The 16566-nt window shown below is 39.6% G+C and carries 16 protein-coding genes, 1 tRNA gene and 1 riboswitch; of the genes, 9 read left to right on the forward strand and 8 right to left on the reverse strand.

Translation table 11 applies throughout. The features are described 5' to 3' along the window. Nucleotides 1-219 (forward strand): hypothetical protein, encoded by a 219-nt coding sequence (locus tag ACX0HA_RS03055; protein ID WP_458843803.1) that lies wholly within the window; start codon nt 1-3, stop codon nt 217-219. 140 nt (nt 220-359) lie between these two features. Here ACX0HA_RS03055 and ACX0HA_RS03060 read toward each other — a convergent pair whose 3' ends face one another. After that, nucleotides 360-1409: an AMP-binding protein gene (locus tag ACX0HA_RS03060; RefSeq protein WP_458843804.1), complete on the reverse strand. Its 1050-nt coding sequence runs from the start codon at nt 1407-1409 to the stop codon at nt 360-362. Beyond that, complete coding sequence (locus ACX0HA_RS03065; RefSeq protein ID WP_458843805.1) at nt 1402-2367, reverse strand: lysostaphin resistance A-like protein; 966 nt, start codon at nt 2365-2367, stop codon at nt 1402-1404. Before ACX0HA_RS03065 ends, ACX0HA_RS03060 begins: the two co-directional genes overlap by 8 nt. 87 nt (nt 2368-2454) lie before the next feature. Here ACX0HA_RS03065 and arsC point away from each other — a divergent pair, with 87 nt between their 5' ends. Together arsC and ACX0HA_RS03075 are read left to right on the forward strand one after the other, a co-directional pair. After that, nucleotides 2455-2796, forward strand: a complete 342-nt coding sequence (arsC, locus tag ACX0HA_RS03070; protein ID WP_458843806.1) for an arsenate reductase (glutaredoxin) — start codon at nt 2455-2457, stop codon at nt 2794-2796. A 55-nt stretch (nt 2797-2851) separates the two neighbouring features. Further along, nucleotides 2852-5371 (forward strand): TonB-dependent receptor domain-containing protein, encoded by a 2520-nt coding sequence (locus ACX0HA_RS03075; RefSeq protein WP_458843807.1) that lies wholly within the window; start codon nt 2852-2854, stop codon nt 5369-5371. Nucleotides 5372-5403: 32 nt separating this feature from the next. On the opposite strand, the gene ACX0HA_RS03080 is transcribed toward ACX0HA_RS03075, so the two are convergent. The 3 genes from ACX0HA_RS03080 to ACX0HA_RS03090 form a co-directional block, all read right to left on the reverse strand. Continuing rightward, complete coding sequence (locus ACX0HA_RS03080; protein WP_458843808.1) at nt 5404-5793, reverse strand: hypothetical protein; 390 nt, start codon at nt 5791-5793, stop codon at nt 5404-5406. A gap of 11 nt (nt 5794-5804) precedes the next feature. Then, the gene (locus ACX0HA_RS03085) at nt 5805-6170 is read right to left on the reverse strand and encodes a hypothetical protein (protein WP_458843809.1); all 366 of its coding nucleotides are present in this window, start codon (nt 6168-6170) and stop codon (nt 5805-5807) included. Nucleotides 6171-6262: 92 nt separating this feature from the next. Beyond that, a complete protein-coding gene (locus tag ACX0HA_RS03090; RefSeq protein ID WP_458843810.1) occupies nt 6263-7537 on the reverse strand; it encodes a Glu/Leu/Phe/Val family dehydrogenase in 1275 nt (424 codons plus the stop codon). 289 nt (nt 7538-7826) lie between these two features. Here ACX0HA_RS03090 and ACX0HA_RS03095 point away from each other — a divergent pair, with 289 nt between their 5' ends. The 4 genes from ACX0HA_RS03095 (at nt 7827) to ACX0HA_RS03110 (ending at nt 11595) form a co-directional block, all read left to right on the forward strand. Then, the gene (locus ACX0HA_RS03095) at nt 7827-8621 is read left to right on the forward strand and encodes a sulfite exporter TauE/SafE family protein (RefSeq protein WP_458843811.1); all 795 of its coding nucleotides are present in this window, start codon (nt 7827-7829) and stop codon (nt 8619-8621) included. A 45-nt stretch (nt 8622-8666) separates the two neighbouring features. After that, nucleotides 8667-10082, forward strand: coding sequence for an MBL fold metallo-hydrolase (locus tag ACX0HA_RS03100; protein WP_458843812.1), 1416 nt, complete (start codon nt 8667-8669; stop codon nt 10080-10082). Nucleotides 10083-10162: 80 nt separating this feature from the next. Then, nucleotides 10163-11338: a redoxin domain-containing protein gene (locus ACX0HA_RS03105; protein ID WP_458843813.1), complete on the forward strand. Its 1176-nt coding sequence runs from the start codon at nt 10163-10165 to the stop codon at nt 11336-11338. Between the two features lie 176 nt (nt 11339-11514). Beyond that, nucleotides 11515-11595: transfer RNA gene (locus ACX0HA_RS03110), tRNA-Tyr, on the forward strand. A gap of 58 nt (nt 11596-11653) precedes the next feature. On the opposite strand, the gene ACX0HA_RS03115 is transcribed toward ACX0HA_RS03110, so the two are convergent. Then, on the reverse strand, nt 11654-12937 hold the full coding sequence (locus tag ACX0HA_RS03115; protein ID WP_458843814.1) for a voltage-gated chloride channel family protein: 1284 nt from the start codon (nt 12935-12937) through the stop codon (nt 11654-11656). A gap of 37 nt (nt 12938-12974) precedes the next feature. After that, nucleotides 12975-13046: riboswitch (Fluoride riboswitch) on the reverse strand. A gap of 77 nt (nt 13047-13123) precedes the next feature. Between ACX0HA_RS03115 and ACX0HA_RS03120 the strand changes: the two genes are divergently transcribed. Next, complete coding sequence (locus tag ACX0HA_RS03120; protein ID WP_458843815.1) at nt 13124-14122, forward strand: phosphotransferase enzyme family protein; 999 nt, start codon at nt 13124-13126, stop codon at nt 14120-14122. A gap of 54 nt (nt 14123-14176) precedes the next feature. Here ACX0HA_RS03120 and ACX0HA_RS03125 read toward each other — a convergent pair whose 3' ends face one another. After that, complete coding sequence (locus ACX0HA_RS03125) at nt 14177-14869, reverse strand: SIMPL domain-containing protein (protein ID WP_458843816.1); 693 nt, start codon at nt 14867-14869, stop codon at nt 14177-14179. 56 nt (nt 14870-14925) lie between these two features. Then, nucleotides 14926-15549, reverse strand: coding sequence for a rhomboid family intramembrane serine protease (locus tag ACX0HA_RS03130; RefSeq protein ID WP_458843831.1), 624 nt, complete (start codon nt 15547-15549; stop codon nt 14926-14928). Between the two features lie 97 nt (nt 15550-15646). Here ACX0HA_RS03130 and ACX0HA_RS03135 point away from each other — a divergent pair, with 97 nt between their 5' ends. Continuing rightward, nucleotides 15647-16531: a lysophospholipid acyltransferase family protein gene (locus ACX0HA_RS03135; protein WP_458843817.1), complete on the forward strand. Its 885-nt coding sequence runs from the start codon at nt 15647-15649 to the stop codon at nt 16529-16531. The last annotated feature ends 35 nt before the right edge of the window (nt 16532-16566 follow it).

Genomic DNA, 16566 nt, shown 5'->3' on the forward strand with positions numbered 1-16566 from the left:
ATGAATTTAAAGCAGCTGACATCACTTAAGTTCTTATTATTGATAATTTCACTTTTTGCAGGATATTACCTCTTTGAAAAGGCAGCAAAAAATCTTTATAGCAAAGAAGCCTTGTTCTTTGGGCTTTACATACTTTTTGTCTCTATATTGGTGAATATAATAAATGATAAAATTGACAGGATAAAAAAGGAAACCAATAATAAAAGTAATTCATTCTAAACAAGAAAGACAGCTTAAAAGCTGTCTTTTTTATATTCTTGTCAGTCATTGCGAGGAGGTACGACGAAGCAATCTAAAGAACAGATTGCCACGCTCCATTGCATTCCGCTCGCAATGACAAACCGTGTATTGTAAGATGTTTATGCCTCTTCAAGCGTTTTATCTCTAATTATTTTACCCGATGCCGTTTCAGCAAACTTAGGTACAAATAGTATCTCTTTAGGTTTTTCGAACCTGGTCAGTTTTTTGAAAACAGTTTCCTCGTTTATGATAAAAGGCTCCCCTTCTACAACCATGACCAGTTTTTCGCCAAGCTCTTCGTCAGCTACACCTTTTACAAAGAAACGCTGCGTTATCGTGCCTGAAAGCTTCTCCTCTATCTGTTCAGGGAAAAGTTTTACTCCCCCACTGTTGATGACATTATCATAACGTCCCAGCCAGATGAAATGGGTATCGTCTAATACTTTTACAACATCATTGGTTACCACAGGCTCATCGCACAGAACATAAGGATCGATAACCAGGCAATGCCTGTCATCTTCACTTATCCTTACATTAGGTAAAACAGTAAATGCCTCCTCCCCCACGCGCTTGGCAGCAATATGGGTAATGGTTTCGGTCATGCCGTAGGTTTCGTATATTTTTGTCGGTAGTGCTACTAACTGGTCAGACAACGCCTGGCTTACTTTGGCACCGCCCAGTATTATCTTTTTAACCTGTTGCAGCTTATCCAGCGAATGCTGAGCCTGCAACGGAACCATAGCAGCAAAATCATATTGCGAATCGCTTCTCAATGGTGTAGATGTTGGTGCTACCAGATCCATATCCCAACCAAGTATAAAAGCCCTTACAAGCATCATTTTACCCGCAACAAACTGTGTAGGCAAACAATGCAGAACCTTAATGCCCGAAGGCAGGTCGAAAAACTCACCCGTTGCCAGTGCAGAATTTATCATGGCCTGCTTGTCAACCCTTATAAGCTTTGGTACGCCTGTAGTTCCCGAGGTCTGCATTTCTATGTAATCCCTTTGGTCGAACCAGTCCAGCAGAAAATCGCCTACAGCCTTTTCGAAAGGAAAATCGCCTTCTTTTATAAAGCTATACGCAATACGCTTAAGGTCATCTTCATTAAGATGGAATCCGTTCAGTTTAAAATGGGGGTGTACAAAGTGGTAGTCAAGTTTATTCATGGCCCTGTCCTTTTTGGTCGATTGATATTTCATTTAGGGTCTGCAAATGCACTTTTCCTGTAAGTTTTTCTTTCCAGTTGGTCCATTTGTATATTCTACTAAAGATAAATAAAACAATTGGAAAAATTACAAGTACCGGAAATAATATATCTGTACCTGCTGTTGGCTCTGAGACATCAACAAAAACAGAATAAGTTTTAAAGGCAGTCCAGTCGGCGGTAACCAGCAGCACGCCTCCAAGATTATTCGCAGCATGAAAACCAAGAGCAAGCTCAGCCCCTTCATCCATCAGTGTCATGATCCCTAAAAAGAAACCGGTGCCTATATAGTATACCATTATCAGATATCCCATCTTTCCAACTTCAGGATTCGCAATATGCATACCTCCAAAGATAACAGATGTCATTACCAACGGAAACCACTTATTTTTAGCCAGATTACCAAAACCCTGCATCAGATACCCTCTGAAAACCAACTCTTCGACCGATGTTTGTATGGGTACCATTACTATGGCAATAAAGAATAGCGGAATGAATTTCCAAAGGTCAAACTGCAGTACGAAAGATTCAGGTTCAGCATAATAGCCGATAATGGTCGTTATAATAGAAAATAACATCCAAATACCAAATGAAAGCATCACGCGCCTGTAGTCTACTTTTGAACGCCCTGTAACTATTTCTTTAAACTTTTGCTTGTGAATGTGCTTAACCACCAATATAATAGCGATTAACGCAAACAAAAAAGACAACAGAATAAGTAACAGGTTAAGATTCAGCTCAAGATAACCCATAACTTCATCATTGGTCGTAGGCATTGCTTCTCCGGTTGACATAGCCTTCATGCCAATGGCTATTAATAATGGTAACTGTCCTATCACAGAGGCTGAAATAATAATTACTGAGCCTACCAGATATTTCCAAAACCTGTTCTCGGGCTTAATGCCCTGTTCTATAAACATATGCTTTCTGATTAAAATTTAAGATTTGTTTGCACTAAGTTAGTCCAAATTTTGGTTTAGAATAGCGACCTTTGCAAAAAGAATAAAATGATCACCATATACCATAATCCACGCTGCAGCAAGTCGCGCGAGTGTATGCAGCTATTGGAACTTCAGGATAAACCTTTTACGACTGTAAAATACCTGAATGAACCTCTCAGCAAAGAAGAGCTTACAGAGATAATCAACAAGCTGAATATAAAGCCAATAGACCTTATAAGGCAAAAAGAAGCAATTTGGATTGAAAATTACAAAGGCAAAGATCTGAGTGATGGCAAGGTTATTGATATTATGGCTGAACATCCGAACCTGATAGAGCGCCCAATCGTTATAAATGGCGAAAAAGCCGTAATTGCGCGTCCTGCAGAAAGGGTAAATGAAATTCTATAACCAAAAAAACATCACTATTCAACTGCTTAACGGCAGCTACACCAATTTTCACTGCATGAAAAAGTTTCAATCATCATCATTACTCCTGCTCTTTTTATTTTTTGCTTTTGCCGCTTTTGCCCAAAGGCCCCAGGGAGGAGCTCCGGGCGGTCAGGGAGGCCCTAAAGTAAAAATAAGCGGAAAGCTTATAGAACAGGACACAAAACAACCCCTTGAATTTGCCAACGTCATTATACAGACACTTGATAATGTTACCGTGAACGGCGGATTAACCGATGCCAAAGGTGAGTTTACTCTTGAAGTTCCGGCCGGAATCTATAACATTAAATATGACTTCATTTCTTTTAAGCCTGTTGTTATAGCAAACAAAGTAATTAAAGAGGATACAAATTTAGGTACTACTGCCCTTTTACCCGATGCTACCATGCTTAACGAAGTATCTATAGTAGCAGAACGTTCTACTGTCGATATAAAACTTGACAAAAGGGTATACACAGTAGGAAACGACATGATGGTTAAAGGTGGTACTGTAAGCGACGTGCTTGATAACGTGCCATCAGTATCTGTAGATGCCGAAGGAAATGTTGCCCTAAGGGGTAATCAAAGTGTTACAATCCTTATCGATGGACGCCCATCAACCATGGCAGGCAGCAATGTTGCTGAAGTGCTTCGACTACTTCCGGCAGATTCAGTAGATAAAGTAGAGGTAATTACTAATCCATCGGCACGTTATGATGCCGAAGGAGGTGGCGGTATCATTAATATAATCCTTAAAAAAGGTAAGGCCGACGGTTTTAACGGTTCGATAATTGCCAATACCGGTGATCCTGCAAACCACGGCGTGTCTGCAAACCTTAACTTCAGATCAGAAAACTTCAATATGTTCTCTAACCTTGGGTATAATTACAGAAAAAACCCAGGTAACTCGATGACCAATACCGAGTACCTGAATGAGGACAATACTACAAGGAACTATACAGACGAAAGAAGAGAAAACGAACGTCTTCGTAAGGGATATAATGCAAGCTTTGGCCTTGAATATTTCTTAAGCAAAAAAACAACCTGGACCAATTCATTTAGTTTCAGGAGAAATAATGGTGGAAACGAAACCGATACCTATTATGATAATTATGATGCTTCCCGCGTTTATACCGATACCCGTTACCGTAACAGCAATGAAGATTCGGACGACCAAAATGTAAATTTCTCGACGAACCTTATACATAAGTTTGATGACAAAGGGCATGAGATTAAGTTTGACGGATCTACATCTATGAGTAAAGAAGATGAGCTTGCACTAATCAGTGATGAGACCTTTGATGCTGATGCCAATGGTGTTACTGGCTATCAACGTACGCTTAACAACGAAAAAGAACACCGCTCTCTTCTTCAGGCCGATTATGTTTTGCCTATAGGTGAAAAAAGCAGGTTTGAAGCAGGTTACCGCGGAAGCTTTTCAGATCTTACGACTGATGCAAGAGCTGAAAATCTGCAAGATGGTATATGGGTAAATGACCCTAATTATTCGAATTTACTTGAATACAAGGAAAAAGTGAATGCCCTTTACTCTCAGTTTGGGTCTAAAGTGGGTAAATTCTCCTATTTATTAGGCCTTCGATGGGAAGATTCTAATATAGACGTAAACCTTCTTACAACAAACGATTATAACAATAAGAAATACAACAACTTTTTCCCAAGTGCTTTCTTAACGTATGAGTTTAGCCAGAATACTAGTTCAAGCATCAATTACAGCCGACGCATCAACCGTCCGAGAGGCCGATTCCTGAACCCGTTCTCAGGTCTTGAAAGCAATATCAATATCTTTAGAGGTAACCCGGATCTTAATCCGTCATATACCGACGCTATTGACCTTGGTTTCCTTAAAAAATGGACAACATTTACGCTTAGTTCATCTGCTTATGTAAACTTTACAAATGATCCGTTCCAGTTCATCAGAACACCAAACGGCAGCTATGTAGACAATACACCTGTAATTATTACTTCGCCTCGCAATATTGGAAAAGAATTCCGTTTTGGTTTTGAATTCAATGTCAACTACAACCCTTTCAAATGGTGGAGAATAAACGGTAACTTTAACTTCTACAGGAATGAGACACAGGGAGATTACAGCTATTCATACTTTGACCAAAAGTTGCAGGAAACCGTTAACGGTTATCTTGACCTGAACAGCGTAGGTGCATCCTGGACAACAAGGGTTAACTCTAAAATGACCCTGCCTTATAAAATAGACTGGCAGCTTAACGGTAACTATGAAGCTCCCCAAAATACATCTCAGGGACGCAGGGTTGGTGTGGCCAGCGCCAATACCTCTTTCAGTAAAGATGTACTAAAAGACAAAGGAACCATCGGACTTAGCATCCAGGATATCTTCAACTCAAGGAAAATGAAAAACGAAACCTTTATAGATGGTGTATCACGCTCTTATAGCGAAATGCAGTGGAGACAACGCCAGATCACACTATCATTCACCTATCGTTTCAACATGAACAAGAACGATAAGCAGCAAAAACAGCAGCAGCAAGATGGTGGAGGTGAAGAATATATGGGAGGATAAAAAACTAAAAACGGGCTTAAAGCCCGTTTTTTTTATGGTTGTTTAACTGAATAATCTTTTTCAGCATTAAAAAGCGATGTAAGGTTCTTTAATCCCCCTATGACATCCTGGTAGCCTGCAAAGTTGTAAGTAGGCCAATTACTTGGAATCTCTGTTATATAAGTCGAATTGCCATGGTAATACATGGCACCGTTGTACCCTACATATACATTACGTGCCCCGAAGTTATTGGCGTCACGGGTAAAATTAAATTCACCAAAAACCTTGTTATAGTTCTTAGCATAATAAGAGAAATCCAGCTTTAAAGGCATAATGGTTGCATCAGGCGCATTAAACCCTGAAACTTTCTGTGTACCCTGAACTGTCTGTCCGGACACCAATACGGATACTGTAAAGGCTAAGAGAAGGATTGCTCTTTTCATGTCGTTACTTTTTATTGCCTTGGCACATTTACAGGCTTATCAGGCAGGGCATACATTTTATCTACATTGTAAAAAGCATCTACTGCAAGATTTGTCTGATGCTGCTGAAGAACAATGGGTATATATGTATTTGAATACAATTTATCCCCATCTACATATATCATATTGATACGCCTGTCAAAAATATCAGACGTATAATTAGATTCTCTGAACACACCACCAAATTTAACAAAAAGAGATGGAGATGTCCCCACCGCATACACGCTAAGACCCTGTGCCTGCTTTACAGCTAAGTTCAGGTCGCTGGAAATATTTTTTTGCTGGCCATAACCGGCAACAGCCGCTAATACTGATATACAAACAAACAATTGTCTCATGTCAGATAATAATTACATTTACATCAAATATAAGCAATTAAAACTAAAAAAGGCACCCTAAGGTGCCTTTTTGTATATCATGTTCTACCTTATTAAGGGAAGATACCTCTTTGTTTGTAAGCCATTTCGATTCTGGTCAATGCTACGATATATGCCGCAGTTCTCCAATCGGTTTTGTACTGTACAGAAGACGTTATCACTTTATTGAAAGCCTCTTCAAGCTTTTTCCTAAGTTTAATAATAACATCATCCATTGTCCATATCTCACCGTTACGGTTTTGAAGCCACTCAAAGTAGCTACCGATAACACCACCAGAATTACAAAGAATGTCCGGAATGATATCTACACCATTAGCAAGTAGTATAACTTCAGCATCAGTGTCTGTAGGTCCGTTAGCACCTTCAGCGATAACCTGAGCTTTTATTGTATTTGCGTTCTCTTCAGTGATTTGGTTACCAAGAGCAGCCGGGATAACGATATCACAATCAATACCAAAGAACTCATCAGACTTATAGTTCTGAGTTCCTTTGTAACCTGTAATAGTTGCATTATCGCTCTGGTATCTAAGTAATGCTTCAGGATCGATACCTTCAGGATTGTAGATCGTACCTGTAGCATCCTGCACGCCTACAAGGATAGCACCGTTTTTGTTCATAAAATGAGCAGCCCAGTAACCTACGTTACCAAAGCCTTGTACAATGTATTTTTTACCTTCAAGACTAACACCTTTAGTTTTAGCCCAAGACTCAAGTGTTACAACAACACCAAAACCTGTAGCACGGTCACGGCCTTCAAGACCACCTGAACCTACCGGCTTACCTGTAACAACGTGTTGGTTTTTAGAACGCTCAGCCGGAGATTTTGTAGACATGTAAGTATCTGCAATCCAAGCCATCATCTGAGCATTGGTATTAACATCCGGAGCAGGGATATCGTGCTCAGGGCCAATGTTATCACCAAGAGCGAAAGTAAAACGTCTTGTAATTCTTTCTAACTCTCCCTGAGAATATTTTTTAGGGTCGATCTGGATACCACCTTTACCACCTCCGTAAGGAAGACCTGCAAGCGATGTTTTCCATGTCATCCATGTAGCCAGTGCTCTTGCAGCATCGATGTCTACTGTTGGGTGATATCTTAAACCACCTTTGTACGGGCCTAGTGCATTGTTATGCTGTACCCTGTATCCTGTAAATACTTCTACAGTTCCATTGTCCATTTTCACAGGAAAATGCACTACGATCTCATTATTCGTGATAGATAAGATCTTTTTAACGCTCTCATCAAGTCCCATAACGGCAGCCGCCTTCTCGAACTGATTCTTTACGTTTTCATACATGCCCAATCGGGGCTTTATTGCTGTTGCCATAAATTTTAACTTACAACTTTATATAATATAAATTTAGCTTTTTTTAAAAGCATCACAAATATATACGAAGTTTGTGATAACTTAATCGTTTGAATTAATAATTTTACAAAATTTAAATTGTAAAATTGCATTTGATTATTATTTAGACATCAAAAAGCCTACCAAACTGAACATATCATAAATATTAATCTGAAAATTGCAATACAAGTCATTAAAAACCAACAAAATAGACACACACTACCGTTCGGACAGCTGTTTTATACAGTTTTCTGCAGGGTAAAAAATTAAAATGGAGATAGTTACAGGATTTATTGGCGCTTTTATAATAGGAGTGATAATGGGCCTTATGGGTGGAGGTGGCTCTATACTTACTGTCCCTCTTCTTGTCTATTTTATGGCTATTAATCCGTTAATGGCAACTGCCTATTCCTTGTTTATTGTTGGCACCACAGCTGTCTTTGGCAGCGCTCAAAACTATTTAAAGAAAACCATTTCGATAAAAATGGGACTACTGTATGCTGCGCCGTCTTTAGTGGTAGTTTACAGCACCAGGCATTTCATACTACCTGCACTTCCTGACACTATATTTAAAGTAGAAGATTTCGAACTCAGCAAGGGTACGCTTATCATGCTTGTATTTGCAGTTGTAATGCTGATGGCATCCATATCAATGCTTACAAAAAAAATAGGCAATGATGAGAAAGAACCAAAAGAACCAAACTACTTATATATAATACCGGCAGCAGCAGTAATAGGCCTTGTTACAGGCTTTGTTGGTGCAGGCGGCGGATTCCTTATTATACCTACCCTTGTGTTCTTTGGCGGCCTGCCAATGAAAAAAGCAGTAGGAACTTCGTTATTTATTATCTCCATAAATTCACTTATAGGATTTTCCGGCGATATACAAAACTTAAACATTGACTGGGAATTTCTATTATTCTTTACTGTGATTTCAGTTTTTGGTATATTTGCAGGAACTTATCTGCAAAGGTTTGTAAACGAGAGACAGCTTAGGCACGGATTCGGTTGGTTCATACTTGTTATGGCTGCCTTTATCCTCTCAAAGGAAATCATCGGCTGGTAGCACTCCCCTGTTTCACTCCTTACATAGGTTTAACACTACACAATTATGAAAATAGAACAGATATATACAGGCTGTATCGCTCAGGCGGCCTATTATTTAGAAAGTAATGGCGAAGCAGCCATCTTTGACCCCTTAAGAGAAGTACAACCTTATATTGACAAGGCTGCAAAAGATAATGCAACCGTTAAATATATTTTTGAGACGCATTTTCATGCCGATTTTGTTTCAGGTCACCTTGACCTTGCTAAGAAAACAGGCGCACAAATCGTATATGGCCCTACAGCCCAACCTGAATTTGACGCTATTATCGCTACAGACGGTCAGGAATTTAAAGTAGGTCACTATACCATCAAAGCTATCCATACGCCGGGACATACACTGGAAAGTACTTGTTACCAACTGATTGATGAAAACGGAAACACACACGGTATCATTACCGGTGATACGCTATTTATAGGAGATGTAGGCCGTCCTGATCTAGCCCAGGCACTTACAGAAGAACTTACACAGGAAGTACTTGCATCTAACCTGTATGATTCTTTGCGTAATAAAATTATGGTTTTACCTGACGACATCACGGTTTACCCAAGCCATGGAGCAGGAAGTGCATGCGGAAAGAACATGAGCAAAGAGACTACCGACACTTTGGGCAACCAGAAAAAAGTAAACTATGCCTTAAGAGCAGACATGACCAAAGAAGAGTTCATTAAAGAGCTTCTTGACGGACTTGGAGCTCCACCTGCATATTTCCCTCAAAATGTAATGCTGAACATCCAGGGATACCAAAGCCTTGACACCATCCTTGAAAAAGGACAGACTTCATTTTCTGCTACAGAATTTAAGGCTAAAGCCAACGAAACTGAAGCTATTATACTTGATGTAAGACATGAGGATGATTTTGTAAAGGAACACATCCCGGGATCTATATTCATAGGCCTTCATGGTGGTTTTGCCCCATGGGTAGGCGCTTTGATCAGAGATGTAAACCAGCCGCTATTGTTAGTAACCCCTGAAGGAAAAGAAAGCGAAACCATTACAAGGCTTGCACGTGTAGGTTTTGATGCAAGCCTTGGTTACCTGAAAGGCGGCCTTAACGCATGGAAAGAAGCAGGTTTTGAAACTGACAGCATAGTCTCAATCTCACCTGAAGTTTTTGCAGAAAAATTAGCGAATGACGAAAAGATCGTAGTTGATTCAAGGAAACCGGGAGAATTTAATGGTGGGCATGTTGAAAATGCAGTAAACATTCCGCTTGACTTTGTAAACGAACAACTTGCCGAAGTGCCTAAAGAAGAAGATTTCTACCTTCACTGCGCAGGAGGTTACCGCTCAGTAATCATGGCTTCGATACTAAAAGCAAGAGGCTACCACAACATGATAAACATAGAAAAAGGCTTTGGCGGAATTAAAAATACATCTGTAAGGACTACAATTATACAGCCGGCATGCTCCCAGAGCTAAAAATAAAAATTATTTAAGGTGTAACAGTGTTACACCTTTTTTTAAATACTTTTACACTTTATAAAAACCTAGAAACAAATATGAAAAAAATTCTTTTCGTGCTTGCAGCTTCAGCATTCGTGATGTCTTGCAAAAACCTGGCAGACAATGAGTTTGAAATTACAGGTACAGTTGACCCTTCGCTAAACGGCAAAAACCTATTCCTTGAAAAACAAGATCCTGCAACCGGATTTAAAGCTATCGATACAGCAAAAGTGGAGAATGGCAAATTTACATTCAAAGGAACAGTAAAAGAACCTGATTTTCACTTTATCGCAATTGAAGGAAAAACTGACCAAAAGATCAACCTTGTTCTTGAGCATGGCTCAATCGAAGTTGAAATGGACAAAGACAGCCTGCATAAATCAAAAACAACAGGTACATACAACAATGATATGCTTACTAAATATATAGAAAGCACAAAACCATTTGATAAAGAAGAAAAAGCTTTCAGAGATAAAAACAAAGACGCTTACATGGCTGCTTTCCAGAAACAGGATCAGGCAACTATGGAAAAGCTAAACAACGATTACAAAGCGATCAAAAAGAAAAGAGAAACTTTTGATACTGATTTTATCAAAGCTAATCCAAAAGCATTTATCAACATTTTCCTAATTGGTCAGATGGCAGGCGGAAAATCTCCTGAAGAGGCAAAAAAACTATATGAAAGCCTGGATCCGGAATTGAAAAAAACTGAAAAAGGTAAAGAACTTGCCAAAGCTTATGGTGAAGTGCCTATCCCTGCACCAACTCCTACATCTGCAGCGCCGGCTGAAGCGCCGGGAAAGAGTAGTGCTGAACCAGGCTCTACGGCCCCTGCATTCAGCGCTAATACTCCTGCCGGAAAAAAGCTTTCTTTAAAAGAAGCTATGGGAAAAGTTACTATCATTGATTTCTGGGCTTCATGGTGCAAACCGTGCCGTATGGAAAACCCTAATGTTGTAGCCATGTATAAAGAATATCACGCAAAAGGACTAAACATCATTGGTGTGTCATTAGATAAGGATGCTGACAGTTGGAAACAGGCTATAACTGCCGACAATCTTACCTGGAGCCACGTATCTAACCTGATGTTTTGGGATGAGCCTATTGCAAAACAATATGGTGTAGAGTCTATACCTGCAACTTTTGTGCTTGACGCAAGCGGAAAAATTGTTGCAAAAGACCTTAGAGGCGCAGAATTAAAGGCTAAAGTAGCCGAGCTTCTTGCCAAATAAACCTGCATATAAGCATGTATTTTAAAAAATCTCCTTCGGGAGATTTTTTTATTTATTTAGGTTACAGCGCTTTAAAAAATAGTTATGAAATTACCCGCAAATATGTTTGTTTACTTAAAAAACAGTCCTATATTTGCACCGCAATGGCCGAGAACCTAATACGTTTTTGAATGCATGGGGAGATACTCAAGCGGCCAACGAGGACGGACTGTAAATCCGTTGGGAAACCTTCGAAGGTTCGAATCCTTCTCTCCCCACGAAAACCACTAAGCAATTAGTGGTTTTTTTATTTTATGCCAAATCGTTCCTTTTACACTATAGCTCTTCGAGGTTTCTTCTCTTTATCCTGCTATATAACCTGTGTTTGGCACCACCAATAATCTGCGAGGTATATATGCCTGTATATCCCGAAAAAAAATAAGCAACGCAACAGGCAAGGCCTATATATATTCCACTCTCAATCCCAAAGAGTTCGATTCCCATAAGTGTACAGGCAATCGGGGTATTAGTGGCCCCTGAAAATACCGCAACAAAGCCCATACCTGCCAATAGCGCCATTGGTAACGGAAAAACCAGGAATAATGCATTACCAAGGGCAGCCCCTATAAAAAACAACGGTGTTACCTCACCTCCTTTAAAACCGGCACCGAGCGTAAATGTGGTAAAAAAGAGCTTCAGCATAAAAGCATACACCGGGAGATTTTCACTAAAAGCATCTACAATAACAGGTATTCCTAAGCCTATATAATCAGTAGTACCCAATCCCCATACGGATAAGGCTATAAATATCCCTCCGATAAAAGGCCTTAAAGGCGGATAACCTATTGCATTCCTGAAAAGCTTTGTGAAAAAATGAACTGTCTTAGAAAATAACAATGCTGTGAGTCCAAACAATATCCCTGAAATGACAACCCACAAGAGTACATTAGGAGTAATATCCGGAACTGAAGGTATACTGTAGTACGTATGACCAACACCCCATGCTTTACAGCTATAATCGGCAATATAAGCAACTAAAAGACCTGGCAGTATGGCTTTATACCTGAATCGTCCCAAATCCATAACTTCAACGGCAAAAATGGCTCCCGCCAGGGGCGTCCCGAAAACAGAAGCAAAACCGGCACTGATACCCATTATCAGGATTATTTTTCTATCGTTTTCATTCAGTTTTAAAAAACGGGTAAACTGGTCGGCAATTGCGCCTCCCATCTGCACGGCAGTTCCCTCCCGCCCTGCCGAACCTCCAAAGAAATGCGTTATAAGTGTACCGAGAAGTACCAACGGTGCCATCCTGAAGGGAATGATCTTTTTAGGAGAATGTACTTCTTCTAATAGCAGGTTATTACCTTTTACCACACTGCTACCCCAATAATGGTACATCAGCCCAATAGCAAGCCCTCCAAGCGGAAGCAGGGCAATGACCCAGAGATGGCTTTCACGCCAGTTGGTCACCCAGTTTAATGAGGTAAGAAAAAAAGCTGAAACTGACCCTGTTATTGCGCCAATAACAACCGATAACAGCAGCCATTTGATTACATAGGAGAAATAAGTGATTTGGGAAATGTGAGCAATGCTTTTTTTGAAGTTAAAAGTTTTCATACCTTGAATTAATTAAATACATCTATTGTGGCATTAGCCATTAACAGACGTCATCAGCTCCAAAATAGTTTTGTAGCGGTTCAAGGCAGACATCATTGCCATATTATAGTACAAATATAAGTTTTAATTATATAACAGGACCTGATTGTTTTATATTTGCCTCCCGTTTTCTAAATCTTCCCAACCATGAGCATCTTCCCAACACAATACTCTCTATTGAAGGCAACTGCCGTCGGCGATTATATTGCCGACAACTACAAGCTACCTGTAACATCATGCAGCTTACTGATTCATAACGTTAGTGATACGTACATTGTTGAGACAGCTGACAACAAATACATATTCAAAATATACCGAAGCAGTCATCGTAACGAAGAAGCAATAAGAGGAGAAGCTCAACTGCTAAGGCTTTTAAAAGAAAGCGGAGTAAATATTGCTTATACCTTACCCAGCATTAAAGGAGATATGCTTACGCCGTTTTCAACAGCAGAGGGTGAACGCTTCGGGATGCTTTTTATTTATGCTGAAGGTGAGCCGGAATATAACCTCAGCAGCAACCAGTTGGAAACCTTAGGAAGGGAAATGGCAAAATTTCATAATGTATCTGCTACCATAAATCTGGATTACAGAAGGCCGGAATTTAATATAGATACAACGCTCCGCAACCCTTTGCGCATAGTAGAACCTGCCTTTAATAATATGCCCGAAGAATATGTCATTGCTACTGAACTTGTGAACATCGCCATAACGCAACTTGAAAAACTGCCTCTTGATACATTCTCCACAGGCTACTGCCAGTTTGACTTCCTTCCAAAGAATTTTCACTTTTCAGGAGATAAACTAACATTTTTCGATTTTGATTTTGCAGGGAAAGGACATTTAATTTATGACATCACCACTTTTTACATCCATTACTTTTTTGATGTATCCTTAGGAAAACGAAGCCGTGAAGATGCCGACAGCTGCTTTAGGATATTCCTTGACAGCTATAGAAAAGTAAGGCCAGTAAGCGATCTTGAAATTAATAACATGAAGTGGTTTGGTTTTGGATTCTGGATGTTCTATTTCGGCTTTCAGCATGAGAACTTCGACGACTGGTCGAATAATTTCTACACCGAACGTTTTATAAAAGAACGTGTGGCCATCTTAAAGAAATGGATGGACTACGAACCCTTTATAGCCTAAAAAACAAAGCCCCATGCAATGCATGGGGCTCTTTCAATTTAAATATACTAAAGATTAATTCAACTCAAAGCTTATGTTCACATTGGCCGTTACGGTTATCTCACCTATTGCCAACGTTTCTTTAGGCATATCGGCACTTTCCATATCAGAAAATTTCATCGCTGCCATAGCTCTTGGATAATATGTTTGTGTATTATCAGAAACAGTTACTGCTTTTCCAATTTTCTGGTTCAGTGCGCCTGCATAGTCATTAGCCTTTTGTTTGGCCGATGCTACAGCTTTAACGCGTGCTTCTGACTCATATTGTGCCAGTTTTGAAGTTTTAAACTCCACACCCTGTATATTGTTTACGCCGGCATCTACAAGCCCCATCATCATACTGTCATATTTAGACAGGTCTTTCAGGTGAATAACAATAGTCTGCGAAGCCGTGAAGCTATATTTTTTCTTGCTGGAATCATAGTTCCTGTAAAGGTTTACTCTTTGTGTCTGGTAATCCTCAGCAGGAAGTTTGATACTTTTCAGATACTTGATCACTGCATCTATGGTAGCATCATTCTTTTTCTTTACATCTGTGGCATCTGATCCCACATTTTCTACACCTATGGTGATATCTGCCCTGTCTGGCGTTACCATGATTTTTCCTTCTCCCGATACGTTGATCAGCGGCTGCTGATTTTGTTGTGTTACCTGCGCTCCCGCTAAAGTTGTTACAAACACAAATACTACTAATGCAATTCTTTTCATAATGATTGATTTTATTTTCTGTAAGAAATTCAAATTACGTGCCAGTTTTTTATCGGTTAAAGTTTTCCTGCTTTTGCCATAATGACCATAACCACTATCGGAACAGCCAACAATATCACTACCATAGTGTTATCCTGCAAAATATATGGCATACGTGCCAGCGTAATTAAAAATCCGCCGATAGCCCCGCCAAAGTGTGCCGTGTGCCCAATGTTACCCGCCTTCGTTTTCATGCCATAAATGGTAATAAGCAAATAAAGTATTCCAAAAATATAAGCCGGCATGAAATTAATCTCCATATCAGGATAAATGAGTATGGAAGAGAACAGTACACCCATCACAGCTCCCGATGCTCCTATAGCCCTGTAAGAGGGTTCATTTTTATGGAACGACAATGTTAGCAGGCTCCCGCAAATTAAACTTGCAAAATAAACCAGCAAAAAGCCTAGTACTCCCACATTACCAATTACAACCGGTGCAAAAAAGTATAACGTTAGCATATTAAAACCCAGATGCATCCAGTCGGCATGAAGAAAAGCCGATGTAAACATGCGGTACTGTTCTCCTGCCCTTATGCTACCAATATGGAATTCATATTTCCGGAAAAAAGATATATCGTTAAAACCTTTATAGCTTACTATAGCATTTATGGCAATTATTACGATAAGGACAAGAGGCAAATTCATATCTAAAATTTTAAGTGTAAATTTAGTCATTCTGAATTCTATAAGAAACACCTTAACAAACTTAAATCGTATATTTGTATAAAAAAACAGAATGCAGCTTTTAGCGTATATCCTGGCTTATCCTTTTATCTGGTTTATATCCATACTCCCGTTCAGGGTTCTTTATTTTTTTTCGGATATCTGCTATGTAATAGTCTACCATATCATTGGCTACCGTAAAAAAACCGTACGCCTGAACCTTGCCCTTACTTTAAGGCACCTTAGCCCTGAAGAGCGCAAAGATGTTGAGAAGAAATTTTACCATCATTTTACCGACAACTTTTTTGAGATGGCAAAAAGCCTCAGCATAAGCGATAAAGAGCTAAAAAAACGCTTTGTCTTTACCAATTACGAACTTGTACACGAATATGAAGCAAAAGGTAAAAGCGTGGTAATGCTGTTGGGGCACTATGGCAGCTATGAATGGCTGCTGTATATGAACAAGTTCTTTAAGACACACAAAGGCTTTGGCATCTATAAAGTCATTAGAAACAAATACTTTGATAAGCTCGTAAAAAAAATGCGGGGTAAGTTTAATGCTGAACTTATAGGCGTAAGACAGACCATCCCGTCAATGAGGCAGAACGAACGTAACGGCATTTTAGGTTTTTATGGATTCATCAGCGATCAATCACCCAAACTAAGCAGCACGATACACTGGGGCAATTTTTTTGGGATGGAGGTTCCCATTCACGTAGGTGGCGAAATGCTCGCAAAAAAAATAGGCATGAACATGATTTTTGCCAGGGTAGACAAAACATCGCGCGGACATTATAAATGCACCTTTGTAGGTGTAGATGGCGATATACGGGAAATTCCTAACTATGAAATAAGTGACAGCTTCATGAAAATGCTTGAACAGCAGATACTCGAAGCCCCTGAATATTATTTATGGACGCACAAACGCTTTAAGCACCGCAGGAATGACCCTGCTTAAAATAGTACAACAAAAAACGCCCCTGAATACTCAGG

The organism is Flavobacterium hauense (assembly GCF_054457175.1).